Annotated in this window: 12 protein-coding genes; 11 read left to right on the top strand and 1 reads right to left on the bottom strand. The window is 62.6% G+C overall.

The genetic code is table 11. From position 1 onward, the window contains the following. Positions 1–393: 393 nt before the first annotated feature. Positions 394–3,159, bottom strand: a complete 2,766-nt coding sequence (gene tssH, locus ACWUKX_RS07585) for a type VI secretion system ATPase TssH (protein WP_456005402.1) — start codon at positions 3,157–3,159, stop codon at positions 394–396. 331 nt (positions 3,160–3,490) lie between these two features. Between tssH and tssA the strand changes: the two genes are divergently transcribed. Genes tssA through icmH form a run of 11 tightly spaced genes read left to right on the top strand, consistent with a single transcriptional unit; the run spans position 3,491 to position 15,527 of the window. Next, a complete protein-coding gene (gene tssA / locus ACWUKX_RS07580; RefSeq protein ID WP_456005399.1) occupies positions 3,491–4,666 on the top strand; it encodes a type VI secretion system protein TssA in 1,176 nt (391 codons plus the stop codon). A 6-nt stretch (positions 4,667–4,672) separates the two neighbouring features. Further along, entirely contained in the window at positions 4,673–5,212 is a 540-nt protein-coding gene (gene tssB / locus ACWUKX_RS07575) for a type VI secretion system contractile sheath small subunit (protein WP_455837425.1), read from the top strand. 3 nt (positions 5,213–5,215) lie between these two features. Continuing rightward, on the top strand, positions 5,216–6,721 hold the full coding sequence (tssC, locus tag ACWUKX_RS07570; protein WP_456005397.1) for a type VI secretion system contractile sheath large subunit: 1,506 nt from the start codon (positions 5,216–5,218) through the stop codon (positions 6,719–6,721). Between the two features lie 48 nt (positions 6,722–6,769). Next, positions 6,770–7,225, top strand: a complete 456-nt coding sequence (locus tag ACWUKX_RS07565; RefSeq protein WP_023801311.1) for an Hcp family type VI secretion system effector — start codon at positions 6,770–6,772, stop codon at positions 7,223–7,225. Further along, complete coding sequence (tssE, locus tag ACWUKX_RS07560; RefSeq protein WP_456005429.1) at positions 7,212–7,967, top strand: type VI secretion system baseplate subunit TssE; 756 nt, start codon at positions 7,212–7,214, stop codon at positions 7,965–7,967. Before ACWUKX_RS07565 ends, tssE begins: the two co-directional genes overlap by 14 nt. Position 7,968: 1 nt before the next feature. Further along, complete coding sequence (tssF, locus tag ACWUKX_RS07555; RefSeq protein WP_456005394.1) at positions 7,969–9,843, top strand: type VI secretion system baseplate subunit TssF; 1,875 nt, start codon at positions 7,969–7,971, stop codon at positions 9,841–9,843. Next, positions 9,807–10,892: a type VI secretion system baseplate subunit TssG gene (tssG, locus tag ACWUKX_RS07550; RefSeq protein ID WP_456005392.1), complete on the top strand. Its 1,086-nt coding sequence runs from the start codon at positions 9,807–9,809 to the stop codon at positions 10,890–10,892. The genes tssF and tssG overlap by 37 nt, the downstream gene beginning before the upstream one ends. Then, a complete protein-coding gene (gene tagH / locus ACWUKX_RS07545; RefSeq protein ID WP_456005389.1) occupies positions 10,889–12,370 on the top strand; it encodes a type VI secretion system-associated FHA domain protein TagH in 1,482 nt (493 codons plus the stop codon). The genes tssG and tagH overlap by 4 nt, the downstream gene beginning before the upstream one ends. A 3-nt stretch (positions 12,371–12,373) precedes the next feature. Continuing rightward, the gene (tssJ, locus tag ACWUKX_RS07540) at positions 12,374–12,826 is read left to right on the top strand and encodes a type VI secretion system lipoprotein TssJ (protein ID WP_456005387.1); all 453 of its coding nucleotides are present in this window, start codon (positions 12,374–12,376) and stop codon (positions 12,824–12,826) included. Between the two features lie 39 nt (positions 12,827–12,865). Continuing rightward, positions 12,866–14,200, top strand: a complete 1,335-nt coding sequence (gene tssK / locus ACWUKX_RS07535; protein ID WP_065006952.1) for a type VI secretion system baseplate subunit TssK — start codon at positions 12,866–12,868, stop codon at positions 14,198–14,200. A 4-nt stretch (positions 14,201–14,204) separates the two neighbouring features. Further along, positions 14,205–15,527, top strand: a complete 1,323-nt coding sequence (gene icmH / locus ACWUKX_RS07530; protein ID WP_455837632.1) for a type IVB secretion system protein IcmH/DotU — start codon at positions 14,205–14,207, stop codon at positions 15,525–15,527. Position 15,528 lies beyond the last annotated feature (1 nt).

The following is a 15,528-nucleotide window of genomic DNA, read 5'->3' as shown; positions in this document are numbered from 1 at the left end:
GCACCGTCCAAACCGTCTGCGACGCGATCGGCCAAATTCTCAACCGCATCACATCCGCCGAGTGCTCGCACTACTTCAAAAACTCCGGCTATGACCGAAACTAATCTCATCCCGCTCTAGCTGTTGGTCACCTGGTCCGCCACGAATGGTCGCATCAGCGAAGGCTGTAGGGTTGGGCCTCTTGCTTCGGGTGAACGTCGGCTTTAGACACTGAAAGCCGGGAAAGGCAGCTCTGCTTTAGGTCAACTCAAGACACTGCGCCTGTCGAACTGAACGTCTGCTATCAGGGAATCGTCCCCTGAAGCTGCCGGTCGGCTGTCGGCCCCTGAGCGGTCCTACGGCTCCGATACAAAGCGTCAGATTTTGATCACTAACTATAGAATTGCTGCTGAGCTATTCGAAGGAATAGGTGAAACCTCCTTCGGAGGCTCCGACGGTCACTTTCGTCATCTTTTCGCCCTCGAGCGACCGGTTCAGCACGCCACGGCTCAATTCCGGCAGAAGCGTGTTTGTCAAAATAGCGTCGATCATCCGCCCGCCGGATTCGATCTCGGTGCAGCGGGCCTTGACCAGATCCATGACGCCGTCACCGATCACCAGCTCGGCATCGTTGCTTGAACGCAGCCGGCGGGCGATCTTGGCGAACTGATGGCGGGTGATCGCTTCGATCATCGTGTCCGAGAGCGGGTAGTACGGGATGGTTACCACCCGGCCAAGGAAGGCCGCGGGGAAAACCTTCAACAGCGGGCCGCGCAATGCCGTGTCGAGATCGTCGAGCCCCGCCCGTACCGTGCCGCTGCTGGTCCGGTCCATGATGACTTCGGAGCCAACGTTCGAGGTGAGCAGGATCAGCGTGTTTTTGAAATCGATCCGCCGGCCTTCGCTGTCGTCCATCATTCCTTTGTCGAAGACCTGGAAGAAGATTTCATGCACGTCGGGATGCGCTTTCTCGACTTCGTCAAGCAGGATCACCGAATAGGGCTTGCGCCGGACCGCCTCGGTCAGGATGCCGCCCTTGCCGTAGCCGACATATCCGGGTGGCGCGCCCTTCAAGGTAGAAACCGTGTGCGCCTCCTGGAACTCGGACATATTGATCGAAATGAGGTTCTGCTCGCCGCCATAGAGCGTCTCGGCCAGGGCCAGCGCGGTTTCGGTCTTGCCGACGCCCGAGGGACCGCAGAGCAGAAAAACCCCCACTGGCTTTTCGGGCGCGCCGAGCCCGGCCCGGCTGGTCTGCACGCGCTTGGCAATCATTTCCATGGCGTGATCCTGACCGACCACGCGCTCGGACAGGGTGGCGGCGAGCCGCAGCGCCTTTTCGGTCTGGCTCGACAGCATCCGGCCAGTCGGGATGCCGGTCCAGTCCTGCACCACGGCAGCCACGGCATTGCGGTCGACCGACGGCAAGATCAGCGGCGTCTCGCCCTGCGCTTCTGCGAGTTCGGCCATCAGCTCCCGCAGCCGCGCGAGATCGGCAGCCGGATCGGGTGGAGAAGGATCGGCAGTGGCCTTTGCATCCGCATCGGTTTCAGGCGTTTCGATCTCGGGCGTTTCGATCTCGGGCGCATCCGCACTTGCCGTTTCGGCGACCGCCTGCGGAGTCTCCACTGCATCGAGCGGCACACCCTCGCCGCGCAGCCTGGCGCGCAATTCCAGTATCTCGCCAACCAGCGCCTTTTCCCGATCCCAACGTTCCTGCGCGGCAGTAAGCGTAAGTTCGGTCTCGGCGAGCCCTGTTTCGACCCGACCCTGCCGGTCGGCCACGTCGATGCCGATCGCTGCCTCGCGGCCGATGATGCCGCGCTCGACCTCAAGCGCCTGGCGGCGGCGCATAATGTCCTCCACCTCCGCCGGGGTGGCATGCTGCGAAATGGCGACACGGGCGCAGGCGGTGTCGAGAAGGCTCACGGCCTTGTCGGGCAGTTGCCGCGCCGGGATGTAGCGGTGGGACAGGCTGACCGCCGCCTCGATCGCCTCATCGAGGATCTGCACCTTGTGGTGCTGCTCGAGGACACCGGCGACACCGCGCAGCATGAGAACGGCCACCGCTTCCGACGGCTCATCTATCTTGACGACCTGGAAGCGACGGGTAAGCGCCGGGTCCTTCTCGATGTGCTGCTTGTATTCGGCCCAGGTCGTTGCTGCGATCGTGCGAAGCTCACCCCGCGCCAGCGCCGGCTTCAGCAGATTGGCCGCATCACCGGTTCCTGCCGCGCCGCCGGCGCCGATCAAGGTGTGAGCTTCGTCGATGAAGAGGATGATCGGCGTTTCGGAGGATTGGACCTCGTCAATGACCGCCTTCAGCCGTTTTTCGAATTCGCCCTTTACGCTTGCGCCCGCCTGCATCAGGCCGACATCGAGCATACGCACACTGACGCCCTGCAGCGTCGGCGGCACGTCGCCCTCGGCAATGCGCAAGGCAAAGCCCTCGACGACCGCGGTTTTGCCGACCCCGGCCTCGCCGGTCAGGATCGGGTTGTTTTGCCGGCGTCGCATCAGGATATCGACGATCTGCCTGATCTCGGGATCGCGCCCGACGACCGGATCGATCTTGCCGTCGAGGGCGCGCTGGGTCAGGTCGGTTGCATACTTCGCCAGCGCCGAATCCCCGCCCGGAGCCCGCCGTGGTGTTTCGGAGGCGGGAGCTGCCACGGAGGAGCCAGCTTCGAGTGAACCCTCCGTCACCTCGGCGAAGCGCGCTATGACCCCGTGGGCATCGATCCTGTCGAACTCGCCGCTGATCTTCGACAGCAGGCCTTCCAGCACCGGCGTCTTCAGGCAGGCTAGGATGATATGGGCGCTGCGGACCTCCTCGACGCTGAACTCCAGCGCCGCCAGGTTCCAGCCTTCCTTGATGGCGTAGAAGATATGATCGGAAAGTTCCTCGATCGAAGTGGCGCCATAAGGCAGCTTGTCGACGGCGCGGGTCATGTCGGCCGATAGCCGGCTCATATCCACTCCGGCGTCGGCAATTATCAGCTGCATGTCCGAGCGCTCGGAAAGCACCAGCTGTTCGATCCAGTGGACGAGCTCGACATAGGGATTGCCGCGCAATTTGGCGGCGGCGCCGGCCGCCTTGAAGGCGCGCAAACAGACAGGATTGAGCTTGGCGACCAGTTCCTTGCGTTTAAAGCTCTGCGACGACCGGCGCTGTTCCATCGAACTTGCTCCTCCAATCTGCCAGGCAATAAACTGCCACATAAGCAGCGACTTGACAAAGAGCGTTATCGACGGGGCGTCTGGGTGTTCGAACCAGTCGACTTCTTCCCTGACAGCAAAGCCGACGCCTTCGGCTACAACAGCCGTGGAGTGCCCAGCTCTTGCGGATGCCTTCACATGTAGGGTTCGACAATTGCGCCAGCGATTTCGAGCTCAGGCCCCCCTCGCCAAGCTTCCATTAAGATTGAGCAGCAACTAAATTGTGGTAAAGTGTCGCGGTGTGGTAACGTTGGGTCACGCACGGCCCAGGAGCCGCTCGCTGGGGGATGGTGTGATTGATCTCGCACTCTGGCTGAATCCGCTGGACGGTGAAAATCCGTCAGGGGAGGATTTGCGCAACGATCCAGCCTTTCATGAGCTGGAGCGTCTCACCGAGCCCCAGGTCAAGGTCGTCCATGGCGGGCACAACAAACCCTCGTCGGAGAACACCATTCCGGTCGACTGGCCTGCCGTCCTCGACAAGGCGGAGGAATTGCGTGCGCATGGCCGGGATCTGCGCCTGCTTGTCATTGTCACGCGCGCGCTCGCCAATGAGCAGCGGCTCGCCGGACTCGCGCATGGTCTGACCCTTATCGCGCGGACCTTCGATCAGCATTGGGAGACCATGCATCCGGCCCTGCGGCCCAGTGCTTCACCGCGCGACGCCGCTTTGCGTCGCATCAACGCCCTGCTCGACCTCCAGAATGGCCAGGACGGGTTGTTGGCGGACTTGCGGAAAATGACGTTCTTCGCGCCGCGCCCTATCGGACCGATCAGCGGACGCGACCTGGAACAAGGCGCCCTCGACGAACGGCTCATGCTTCTGGAATCGGCTTCAGGATTGAATGCGGCCGAAAAGGCAGCGCTGGTCAGCGCGCACGGTCAGCTACTGAACCGGGTCCATAGCGGATGCGCGGCACAGGCCGATCAGGCCAATGCCGAGATGATGGCGCTCATCGCCGATGCCCAAGCGACGATCACGGCTCTCGAGGCGGTCGAGACGGCTCTCAACGTCCGTCTCGAGGGCGGTGGCGCCGCTGTTCCGGAATTGAAACGGTTTCTGCAGCGTTTGCTGTCGACCCTCGAACGGAATTCGGCAATCGAAACCGCGACGAACGGCGCGGCCGAGCCTGTCCCCACGACTGCAGATCCGGAAATAGCTGCTCGAAACGGTCATGGAGCCGATACTATGGCAAGTATGGCGAGTTACGCGGAACCGAGCACGGCGCTCCCGGATCGGATTTCCTCGCGCGACGACGTCGTGAAATGCCTCGACCTCGTCGTCGCCTTCTATGACCGCACCGAACCGTCGAGCCCGATCCCGCACCTCGCCCGCCGCGTACGCCGGATGGTGCATATGGATTTCGTTGAACTGATGGAAGATCTCGCCCCGTCGGGGCTGAAGGAATTCCGGCTTCTTGCCGGCGTTCCCGATGCCAAGAAGACGGCCCAGAAGGATGAAAGGTAACGAGCCATGGCAGCTGAAAGCAAAGCGAAAGTCATCGAACGGAACCGCGCGCCGCGCGTGCAGATCGCCTATGACGTGGAAACCTATGGCAGCCCAACGACGATCGAATTGCCGTTCGTCATGGGCGTGATGGCCGATCTTTCCGGCGCTTCACAGACCAGGGAAGCGATGAAGTCGGTACTGGACCGCTCCTTTGTCGAGACCGATGCCAACCGCTTCCCCCGTTTCATGGAGGCGCTTGGGCCGCGCGTCAAAGCCCGCGTGAAGAATACGCTGCCTCAGGCTGAGGGCGCCGAGCGGGAGGAAGAGCTGGCACTCGATCTTACCTTCACCAAAATGGGCGATTTCGCCCCGGACAAGATCGCCGAGCAAGTTCCGCAACTGGCCGAGATCCTCAAGATGCGTCGCCAGCTCGAGGAGCTGCTCGGCTTCATGGATGGCCGTGTCGACGCCGAAAAGCGCATCGCGCAGCTTCTGAACAACGAGCCGCTTCTTGGCAAGATCGCCAGCCAGGCACTGTCCGACGAAGACAAGGTTGAGGTGTAAATCATGGCCGAACAGCAAAAAACCGCAGCCGTCGCCGCCGAGGCGGAGGCCATCGATCTCGGAGAATTCAGCGGGCTCCTCGAGAAGGATTTCAAGGTCAAGAAGGACGACAGCGAGAAGCTGCAGCAACTCGTTCGCAATCTCGCGCTGGCGGCACAGTCCCGTTCCGATACCACGACGATCTCGTCCAACGCGATCAAGTCGATCAAGTCGCTGATCGCAGGCATCGACAAGATGCTGTCGGAACAGGTCAATGAGATCCTGCACGCGCCGGAAGTGCGCGAAATGGAGGGCACATGGCGCGGGCTCTGGTATCTCGTCAACAACACCGAAACGGATCAGAAGCTGAAGATCCGGGTGATGAACATTTCCAAGGAGCAGCTCGCCGACACGCTTGAAGACTATGAGGGCCAGATGTGGGATCAGAGCCCGATCTTCAAGAAGGTCTATACGGACGAGTATTCAATGCTGGGCGGCGAGCCGATTGGCTGTCTGATCGGCGCCTACGAATTTTCTAACCATCCGCGTGACGTCGGCTTGTTGCGCAACATCTCGGGCATTTGCGCCTCCGCGCACACGCCGTTCATCGCGGCCGCGTCGCCACGCCTGTTCCGCATGGACAGCTGGCAGGAACTGCCGAACCCGCAGGACCTGCAGCAGATCGTCTCCAATCCGGCCTATGCCTCGTGGCAATCGCTGCGCGAGAGCGAGGATGCGCGTTATATCGGCTTGACCATGCCCCGTGTCCTGGCACGGCTGCCGTATGGCACGGATACTGTTCCGGTGAAGGGTTTCACCTTCGAAGAAGAGGTCCACGGCGACCACAACAAATATGTCTGGATGAACGCCGCCTTCCCGATGGGCGTGAACATAAACCGCAGCCACAAGCTTTATGGCTGGGGCACACAGATCCGCGGCGTCGAGAATGGCGGCACCGTCATCAACCTGCCGGTGCACAGCTTCCCCACCGATGACGGATCGGTCGCGATGAAATGTCCTACGGAAGTCGCCATCGACGACCGGCGCGAGGCAGAACTGGCCAAGCTCGGCCTGATGCCCATCCTGCACAGGAAAAATACCGATCTGGCGGCTTTCATCGGCGCGCATTCGCTGCAGGATGACGAGACACGTGCCGGCCGGCTGGTCGATCCCGACGCGCAGTCGAACGAGCGGCTGAGTGCCAACCTGCCCTATCTTTTCCCGGTTTCCCGCTTTGCGCATTACCTCAAAGCCATTGCGCGCGACAAGATAGGGTCGTTCAAGGAGCGGTCGGACATGCAGATCTGGTTGACCGAGTGGATCAACCGATACGTGCTGGCCAACCCGGCCTTTGCCGACGATAAGGCGCGCGCCAAGCGCCCGCTTGCTGCGGCCGAGGTCCAGGTCGACAGCGTGGAAGGACGGCCGGGCTACTACAATGCTCGCTTCTATCTGCGTCCGCATTACCAGCTGGAGGGCATCAACGCTTCGCTCCGGCTGGTGTCGGAACTCCCGTCCGTAAAGACTTGATTCGCAGCAAGCACACCTTGTTCTGTTTGAAAGCGGTGGAGAAAGACAATGCCAGTGAAAATTGATGGTTTTCTAAAGGTTCCGGATATCAAAGGTCCAAGCGTTCGAGACGGCCACGAGGATGAAATCGAAGTCCATGGGGTCGATTACAAAATAATCGCGCCGTACGATCCGAATTCGCTCTCACGCCGCGGTCGTGTGTCCCTGGGGATGATCAAGTTCACCAAGCACTATGACAAGTCCTCGCCCTATCTGAAAAAGGCGCTGTTCGACAACAAGGCGCTGGACGAAGTAGTGTTCTCCGCCCGCCGGACCATCGATGGGGAGACCAGCGATTACTTGGTCGTTACCCTGACCGACGCCTCCATAATGGAATACGACATGTCGCAGGCCGAGGACGAGGAAGACCTGATCGAGGAGGAGGTCAGCTTCGCCTACAAGAAGATCAAGTTCGTCTATGACAAGGATGACGAAATCGAAATGGATGTCTATGTCGGCAAGTGAGGCCCGGCGGCCCGGCGCGGACAAGCTACAGGTTACCGGCAGTTCGCGAGCGAAACGCGAAGCGGTCCAGCCCTCGCTTTGGGACCGCCTCGTCAACGACCTGCCGGGCGTGACGTCTGAGATAGACGGGCTGCGCCAGACGTTACAGGACGAACTTGGTGCGGACCGGCTGGATACGCTGCTGGCGGGCAGCGCGCGGCTTATCGATACCGACGCGGAGCTGACACCCGATCAGAAGCGGCGTCTGCAGCGCCTGGTCTTTCAGACCCAACACCGCGCGGAGATCGAAAGCCGTGGCGTGGTCGTGTCGGCCCGCGTCCTCAAGGAGGCCGTGCGGCGCGACATCGAGGCCTTGTTCAACACCGAGCGTTTCGAAGCTGTTCCGCTTCTTTCCGATTTCGAAAGCGAACAGGCCGCAGACAATCCGCCATCGCTGGCCGATTTTCCGGAGGTGCGCCGAAGTGTGGTCAACTACGGTGTGCCTTCCTTCTCGGGCCGTTCGTCCCGCGACTTTGATCGCGAGACCCTGGCGCGCGAGATCCGCTCGGTCCTTGCCACGTTCGAGCCCCGTCTCAAGGAAAGCGCAACAAAGGTAACGGTGACCCTCGGTGACAAAAGTGTGGGCCTGAAGATCGAGATAGACGCCGTGCTGATCATGACGCCGACGCCGGAACGCATGCGCCTGCGCACCACGATCAATCTCGATAACGGCCTGGCGCGGACCGAATTTAGGGAAAGCTGAGATGGATCGGGTCTTCGTAGAATATTACGAGGAGGAACTGACCCATATCCGCGGACTCGCGGCGGAATTTGCCGACATGCATCCGGCGGTGGCGCGCAATCTTTCGCTCGATACGGTCCCCTGCCCGGACCCGTATGTCGAGCGGCTGCTTGACGGCGTCGCTTTCCTCGCTGCGCGCACCCGGTTAAAAGTCGATGCCGAGCGTTCGCGGTTTTCACGCAGCGTCCTGGATGTCCTCTATCCCGATCTGGTTACGCCCGCGCCGGCAACGGCAATGGCAGTGCTGAAACCCGGCCAGCAGGTCCAGTCGATGATTGCCGGCCATGTCGTTAAGCGGAACACGCGGCTGGTGTCCAGTCTGCAACCCGGCCTGTCGACGCGCTGCACATTCACCACCGCGCAGGAAATGACGCTGTGGCCGATAACGATCACCTCGGTCAGCTATTTCCAGGATCGCAGCGGGTTGGCAGCGGCCGGCATAACACCGATCGGCGGCGTTGGCGGCGAGGCGGCGCTGCGTATCACGCTGGGTCGGGCCGGAAAAGGCAGGCTCGACGAACTGGCGCTTGAGCGGCTTGATTTCTATTTTGCCGGCCGCACCAAAGCTCCATTGCTGTTCGACGCGATTTTCGGCGCCTGCTCGGCCGTTGGTGCACGGGCCGAGGGCAAGGCCAATCCGCTATCGCCGTTGCCGGGACCCGAAATGGTCGGCATCAGCGACGACGAGGCGTTGATGCCTCGTACCCGTCCGACATTCGAAGGGTACCGTCTGCTGCGCGAATATTTCATGATGCCCGAGCGCTTTCACTACGTGCGGGTTTCAGGACTGCAATCGGTCGTGCGCAGATGCGACGCCGGGCTCGAGATCATCTTCATGTTCCGGCGTCCAGTACCCGAACTTGCCGATGTGACGCCGGCGGATTTTGAACTTTTTGCGACGCCGATCATCAACCTCTTCGAGCGTGACTGCAACGTCATCGAGCTTGATCCGCGCAGAACGCGGCAAGTGCTGCATGCCGACCGCACGCGGGCGCGGGACTTCGAAATCTATCGGGTCACCCACGTCGAGGACGCCGACGCCGAGGGTCCCGACGCCGAAATTCCGGAGCTCTTCAGCCTGGGGCAAAACCGCAGCAATGGCTGGGTCTACTCCACCGAACGGCGGCCTCGGCGGGCCACCGAAGATGAACGGCGCGACGGGTTGACCCGTACTTCATACACCGGAGACGACGTTTTCCTTTCGGTTTCACGGCCGGCCGGAAGCCCGGCGAACCGGCCGCTGAAGCGTCTCGACATCATGGCGCTTTGCACCAACCGGGATCTGCCGATCCTCGACGACAACCCTACCTTGACGCTGGAAACTGGCGATCCGGTCGAAACGGTCCGGCTTATCGGTGCGTTGCGCCCGCCCCAGCCGGCTATCCCGGCCGCGCTGCCGGCGGGCGCCCAAGGCGAATCCCGCGCCGACAATCTCGCCTGGCGGCTGGTGGCGCAGTTGGCGCTCAACTTTCTCAGCCTTGCCAAGGAAGGCCGCGGTGTCGATCCGCTGCATGCGCTGCTCGATCTTTATGCCGACCGGGGAGATCCGAGCCTCGCCCGCAATGTGCACTCGATCGTTCGCATCGACTCGCGGTCCGTCATCGAACGGCTGCAGATCGATGGGCCGATGTGCTTCGGACGGGGCACGGAAGTGACGCTGCATGTGGACCAGTCGGTCCTGGCAGGGCAAAGCACATTGCTGCTTTCAGCCTTGCTTGCACGGCTGTTTGCCCGTCACGCCGGACTAAACGGCTTTGTGCGGACCCGCACGCGGCTGCTGCAGAAGCAGGAGGATGTGCCATGGCCGATGACGCCCGGCAATCGCTACCTGATCTAGACAAATTCGACCTGGACCGGGTCGAAGAGCTGGATGATACATTCGATTTTTTCGAACTGTTGCGCCGGCTCGAACGCAGGGGCGGGCTATTCGGCTATTCCGGCCACGCGGATCGCGAGCCGGCAAGGCTCGGGCAGCATGTGCGTCTTAGCTTTTCCGCCAAGGACGTGGTTGCGTTCCGCGAAGCGAAGGACAAGACGCCGGGGAAGGTCGGGACGCCGGCCCGGGTCACGGTTGCAAATCTCGGGCTGATGGGACCGGAAGGCCCGATGCCGCTTCATTTGACACGTTGGGTGCTCGATCGTCTGTCGCAGCGCTGGTTCACCGGCGCCGACGCACGGCAGACCAGCGACACGACGTTCGTGGACTTCGTCAATATCCTCCAGCACCGCATGATCGCCCTGTACTATCGGGCCTGGGCCGACGCGCATCCGGCGGTACAGGTCGAACGGGCGGTCGGCGGCCGGGTAAGGGCCATGCTTGAAGCCATGGCGGGAATCGGACTTCCCGGCACCGACAATCCCGATCTCGACGCCGTGAAGCTTCGCCAGGCCGCGTCGCTCGCCAGCCAGGTCGACGGTCCGGAGCGGCTGACGCTGTTCCTGGCGGAAGCGTTCAAGGTGCCGGTCCAGATCAAGGAGTTCGTTGCTACCTGGATGACCATACCGGCGTCGCTCCAGACCCGACTTGCCCAAGCTTACGCTGTGCTGGGTCGCGGGGCGACGATCGGCCCGCGCGTTTTCAGCCGCCAAAGCAGGATCGAACTCCGCGTCGGCCCACTCGGGTATGAGGAGTTCAAAACATTCCTGCCGGGCGGTCAACGTCTGAAGATGTTCAAGCAGGCGGTTCGCGACATGGTCGGGGAATCGCTCGACGTCGATCTGCGGATCGTGCTCGCGCGCGAAGCAGTGCCGCCCCCCCGTATCGGAGCGGTACAGCTCGGCCGAACCACCTGGCTTGCGCGGCCCGTTGAAAGGGGCGATGCTGACGATATGCGGCTGCGGACAATCGTCGGATGGCGGCCGGAAATGGCGGAGGTCGCGGCATGAGTCTGCTGCTGACGCTGGAGCACGGGCCACGCACCCAGGCGGTACGGCAGACCCGGCTGGACGAGGGTGAACTGGTGATCGGCCGTAGCGCGGACGCGGGCTGGCAGATCGACGATCCCGACATGTTCGTTTCACGCGCCCATTGCAGGATCACCGGCGGGCGGGATGGGTATTTCGTTACCGACACATCAAGCAGCGGCTTGTTCATAAACGACTCCGACAGCCCGCTCGGCGCCGGGACGTCGGTCCGTCTTCAGGACGGCATGCGGCTGAGGCTGGGCGACTACATCGTAGGCGTCGATCTGCAGACGCCGGCCGCTCAAGCACCAGCAGCCAGCCAATCGTTCCCGGAACGGTCGCCGCCGGCATCACGAGCGCCGGTAAGCATCGGCCGCGATGATTTCTTTTCAGCCACGGTCGAAGAAGAACCGCGCCGACCGCGCCCCGCCGATCTGCCGAACCCGTTCGAGCAGCCAATTCCAGGAGCGTTCGAGCGCGCCAACCAGCGCAGTTCGCCTGCCTTCGACGACCCTTTCAGCCTCGACCCGGTAGCGACGCCCGCGCCAAGAGGCGCTGCCTATTCCGAACCACGTGGTGCGTCAGGCCCCGCAGACCCATTTAGCCTCGATCCAACGCCTTCCGGTGCAAGCGAGCCCGTTCGGGGCCAGTCCACTCCAGGCCAGCCTGTTCCAGGAAGGTCATCCGATTTCGATGACGATTTCGGTTTCGGGCCGGCCGCCTCGCCCGATTTGAGAAACGGTGCCGGCTCGACGGGTCAACGCCAACACATCGCCGGAAGGCCGCAGTCGGCCAATCCCTGGGATTTGCCTGGCCACGCGGCAGATATCCCTTCTCCGCCACGTGCAGGCGTTGCGCCCGCCCCCTCCCCGGCAGCGGCGCAACAGGCGAACACGGCGCTTCGCACCGCGTTCTTGCGTGGCATGGGCATTGAAGAAGCCGATTTTCCCGGACGCGACAGCGTCGCGGAAATGGAGAAGTTCGGTCGCGAGTATCGGCGCATGATGGAAGGCCTGATGCAACTGCTTCGCAAGCGAGCCGAGGAAAAGGGAAACGCTCGCGTCGCCCAGACGGTGGTGGGGGCCTCTGAAGTCAATCCGCTCAAGTTTCTGCCGACGGTCGACGACGCCATCGTGACCATAATCGCGGAGCGCAGCCCCGGATTTCTGGCCGGCGAAGCGGCAATCGCCGACGCGGTCCGCGATCTCGCGCAACATCACGTGCGCGCCTGGCGAGGCGTGCAGTCCGCGTTGCGGCGAATGATTGACCGTTTTGACCCGGCAGCAATCGAGGAAGAGCTCAAGTCGAGTTCCGCGATCGGCACCCTGCTTTCGGGCGGGCGCAGCGCCAAGCTGTGGGAGCTATACCAGAAACGCCATCGTGAAATCGCCCAGAGTGCGGAATCGAGCTTCCTCGGCGAAATCGGCGCTGATTTTCGGGATGCATACGAGGAGGAGTGAAAAATGATCGATCGCCGTGAATTTATCATTGCCCTGGGCGCAACCGGGCTGCTGGCGGCTTGCCAGAGTGGTCCGCCAAAACCATCGGCGGTCACTGTCAATCTGACCGGCGCGGCCGGCATGAACCCGGGACCAGGCGGCGGCGACCGACCCGTGACAGTCCTCGTGATGCGGCTGCGCAGCACCGGTAAATTCAACTCGGCCGATTATTTCGCGCTGCAGGGGGATGCCGGCTCCGCACTCGGAGGCGATCTCATTGGATCCGACCAGATCTCCATCGGACCTGGAAAGACCGCATCCAAAACCATCACGGTCGAGCCGGACGCAGCTGCGCTGGGCTTCGTTGCCCTCGTTCGCGAGCCTGGCGGCCGGAGCTGGCGCACAACCAAGTCGGTGTCGCCGGGGTCAAAAGTAACCGTCAACGTCACGCTTGGCAGCGGCGGCATTTCCGCCTAGCGGCCAGGGCAAGGGGTGCTCGATGCAGGAAGTTGCGGCATGAGCGATGCAAACAGGGTGCTGTGGTCCGAAGGCCTGTTTCTCCGGACCCAGCATTTTCAGCAGCAGGATCGCTTTTTCGAGGCGACTGTGCGCGGCGCGTTGCAGGCCGGGCAGCTCCATACGTTCGGCTTTCAGCAGCTGACGCTGGACCAGGCAATGCTCGACGCCGGCCAGGTCTCTATCCTGTCGGCCAGGGGCATCTTTCCGGATGGGACCCCCTTCTCCATCCCAGACATGATGGATGCGCCACGACCGCTGCCGGTCACCGCCGACACGGGCGCCGGACCGGTGCTGGTCGCCCTGCCGCTCGAGCCTGCCGGCGGTGTCGGCTTCGATCCGGCGCACGCCGCATCGACCGGCGCGCGCTATCATGGGCGCATCGTTACCGTCCGCGACGCCGTCCAGGGCGGTTCAGATCCTGAAGAAATCGAAATCGCCCGTCCGCAGGCGATGCTGCTTGCACCTGGAAAATCGGTTGGTGGCTACACCGCCCTGCCCATAGCCGACATCAAAGGGGTTCGAGCCGATGGCGGCGTCTCCCTGGATGAGACGTTCCTGCCGCCGACATTGGTTACCGGAGCGGTGGCCTGGTATCGGCAGTTGCTATTGGAAGTTGTCACCGGCCTCGACCAAATCGCCGAGGCGCATGGCAAAATGGTCATGGGCGGGCCAGGGCGCAGCGTCGAAGACCTGTTGATGCTCAATCTCGCCAATGCGGCGCGTCCGCGACTGGCCCACATGCTGGCGCAGGACGTTTTCCATCCGGCCGAGCTTTACCTGGAGCTTGCCGGTCTTGCTGGTTCAATGGCGACCTATGGCTCGAGCGCGCGGCGGCTGAGCGAGTTGCCCGCCTACGATCACATGGCGCCCGGCCCCGCCTATTCGGCGCTGGCGGACGCCTTGCGCTCACTCATCCTGAGCCTGCGTTACATCGAGCCTAAATCACGCGCCCTACCCGTCATGCGGCATTCGACCAATGTCTGGAAAATCCGCATCGACAACCCGAAACTGCTGGTGGCCAGCCGAATCGTCATCCGGGTCGGTTCCGAGCTGTCGGAAGACGCCTTGCGCAAGATTTTCGTCAACCAGGCGACTGTCGGTTCTGCCGATCAGTTCGAGGGCCTGTGGAAATCGCGTCTGCCCGGCATTCCACTGAAACCGCTTCATTCCCAGCCCCGCGAAATCCCCTACGATGGCGATCGGTTGTGCCTTGAGCTGGATCAGAAAAGCGAGCACTGGGCCTCGCTGCTCGATGCCCCCGGCTTTGTCATTGGCGTGTCCGGTGTACTGCCGAGCGAGCCGCAGGTGGACTGCTATTCGGTAAACAGGTGAAATGATGAGCCGGGATGATCCTTTCGGACTGTCGGAGGATCGCGAACGCACTCGCATACGACTGACCGGCGCGCCGATGCCGCGACCGATGACGCCACTCTTGTCGGGTGTGCCAATCAAACGGTCGCGTACGCATCCGAACACGCTTGTCAACGCATTCGCGCCCCTGCTCGAGTTCGCGCCCGAGCTTGAAAGCGCGCTGCCGCCGGAAAACCCGGAAGCGTTGCGCACCCGGTTGCTCGATGAGCTGGTTCGGGCACGCGACGCGGCAATGGCGGCAGGGTCCTCTCTGGAGCGCGCCGACCAGGCAGCCTGGGTTGTGGCGGCGTTGCTTGACGATCTGGCCTTGAACACGCCGTGGGGTGGTGCCAGCGCATGGCCGCGCCAGCCGCTTGTGGTGATGCTGCGAGGCGATGTCGATGCCGGCACGCAGTTCTTCACGCGTCTCGATGAACTGGAGCGCCATCCGAACCGGGATCGCGAGCTGCTCGAACTGCAATATCATTGCCTCGCGCTCGGCTTCCGCGGCAAGTATCGTGTGCCAGGCCGGTCGGGCGACCGCTCGCTCAATGCCGTTCGCGTTGCTGCGGCGCGCTTTTTGCGCGATGCGGATGCCGACGGCGCGCCGCTGTCGCCAAACTGGAAAGGCGTGATCGCATCCGACGAGCCGCAGCGCTTCATCGTTCCGATCTGGGTGATGGGGCTCGGTGCGGCGGTTATCGCCACTGCAATCTATCTCGGGCTGTCGATGGGACTGAGCAGCCAGGCGGTCGAGCTTTCCACGCTCGTTCGTGCCTTGCCGCCACCCACGCGCGGCGAAATCAGCCGCACATCGCCACCGGTCGACGCGCCGCCGCCAGAGGCGGTGGATTTCGCGCTGGTGCCGGAGTTTCAGGCCGGAGCGCCGGCGAATCTCAGAGCCGCGCTAAGCGGCACCGAGAGCGTTTCGCTGGCCAGGCTGATCATTCAGGCCTCCAACCCCGAACTGTTCCAGTCGTCGCGGCCGACACTGACGGAAGGCTTCGAACCGCTGATCGGTTCAATCGCCAAAGTGATCCTCGCCAATCAGGAACTGATCGGAAATATCACCGTGGTCGGCCATACCGACAGTGTTCCTTTGCAACGGTCCAATCCGCTTTCCACCAACCAGCGGCTGTCGGAAGCGCGCGCAGCGACGATTGCCGACATGCTGGTCCAGAACGGTGTGCCGCAGGACCGCATTCGCTTTGAAGGACGTGCAGCTACCGATCCAGTGGCCGACGACAGCACGCGCGCGGGACGGGCCTTGAACCGCCGCGTCGAGGTGCTGGTCGAGAAGAGGCTGTGAG

This window comes from Mesorhizobium sp. f-mel, from assembly GCF_053850215.1.
Note: the sequence above shows the minus strand (reverse complement) of the source record. Positions and strands in the feature narration are given on the sequence as shown.

Bases quoted from the DNA above. Each gene is read 5' to 3' on its own strand.
- tssH (WP_456005402.1), bottom strand. From the start codon at position 3,159: ATGGAACAGCGCCGGTCGTCGCAGAGCTTTAAACGCAAGGAACTGGTC.
- tssB (WP_455837425.1), top strand. From the start codon at position 4,673: ATGGCAGCTGAAAGCAAAGCGAAAGTCATCGAACGGAACCGCGCGCCG.
- tssC (WP_456005397.1), top strand. From the start codon at position 5,216: ATGGCCGAACAGCAAAAAACCGCAGCCGTCGCCGCCGAGGCGGAGGCC.
- ACWUKX_RS07565 (WP_023801311.1), top strand. From the start codon at position 6,770: ATGCCAGTGAAAATTGATGGTTTTCTAAAGGTTCCGGATATCAAAGGT.
- tssE (WP_456005429.1), top strand. From the start codon at position 7,212: ATGTCGGCAAGTGAGGCCCGGCGGCCCGGCGCGGACAAGCTACAGGTT.
- tssF (WP_456005394.1), top strand. From the start codon at position 7,969: ATGGATCGGGTCTTCGTAGAATATTACGAGGAGGAACTGACCCATATC.
- tssG (WP_456005392.1), top strand. From the start codon at position 9,807: ATGGCCGATGACGCCCGGCAATCGCTACCTGATCTAGACAAATTCGAC.
- tagH (WP_456005389.1), top strand. From the start codon at position 10,889: ATGAGTCTGCTGCTGACGCTGGAGCACGGGCCACGCACCCAGGCGGTA.
- tssJ (WP_456005387.1), top strand. From the start codon at position 12,374: ATGATCGATCGCCGTGAATTTATCATTGCCCTGGGCGCAACCGGGCTG.
- tssK (WP_065006952.1), top strand. From the start codon at position 12,866: ATGAGCGATGCAAACAGGGTGCTGTGGTCCGAAGGCCTGTTTCTCCGG.
- icmH (WP_455837632.1), top strand. From the start codon at position 14,205: ATGAGCCGGGATGATCCTTTCGGACTGTCGGAGGATCGCGAACGCACT.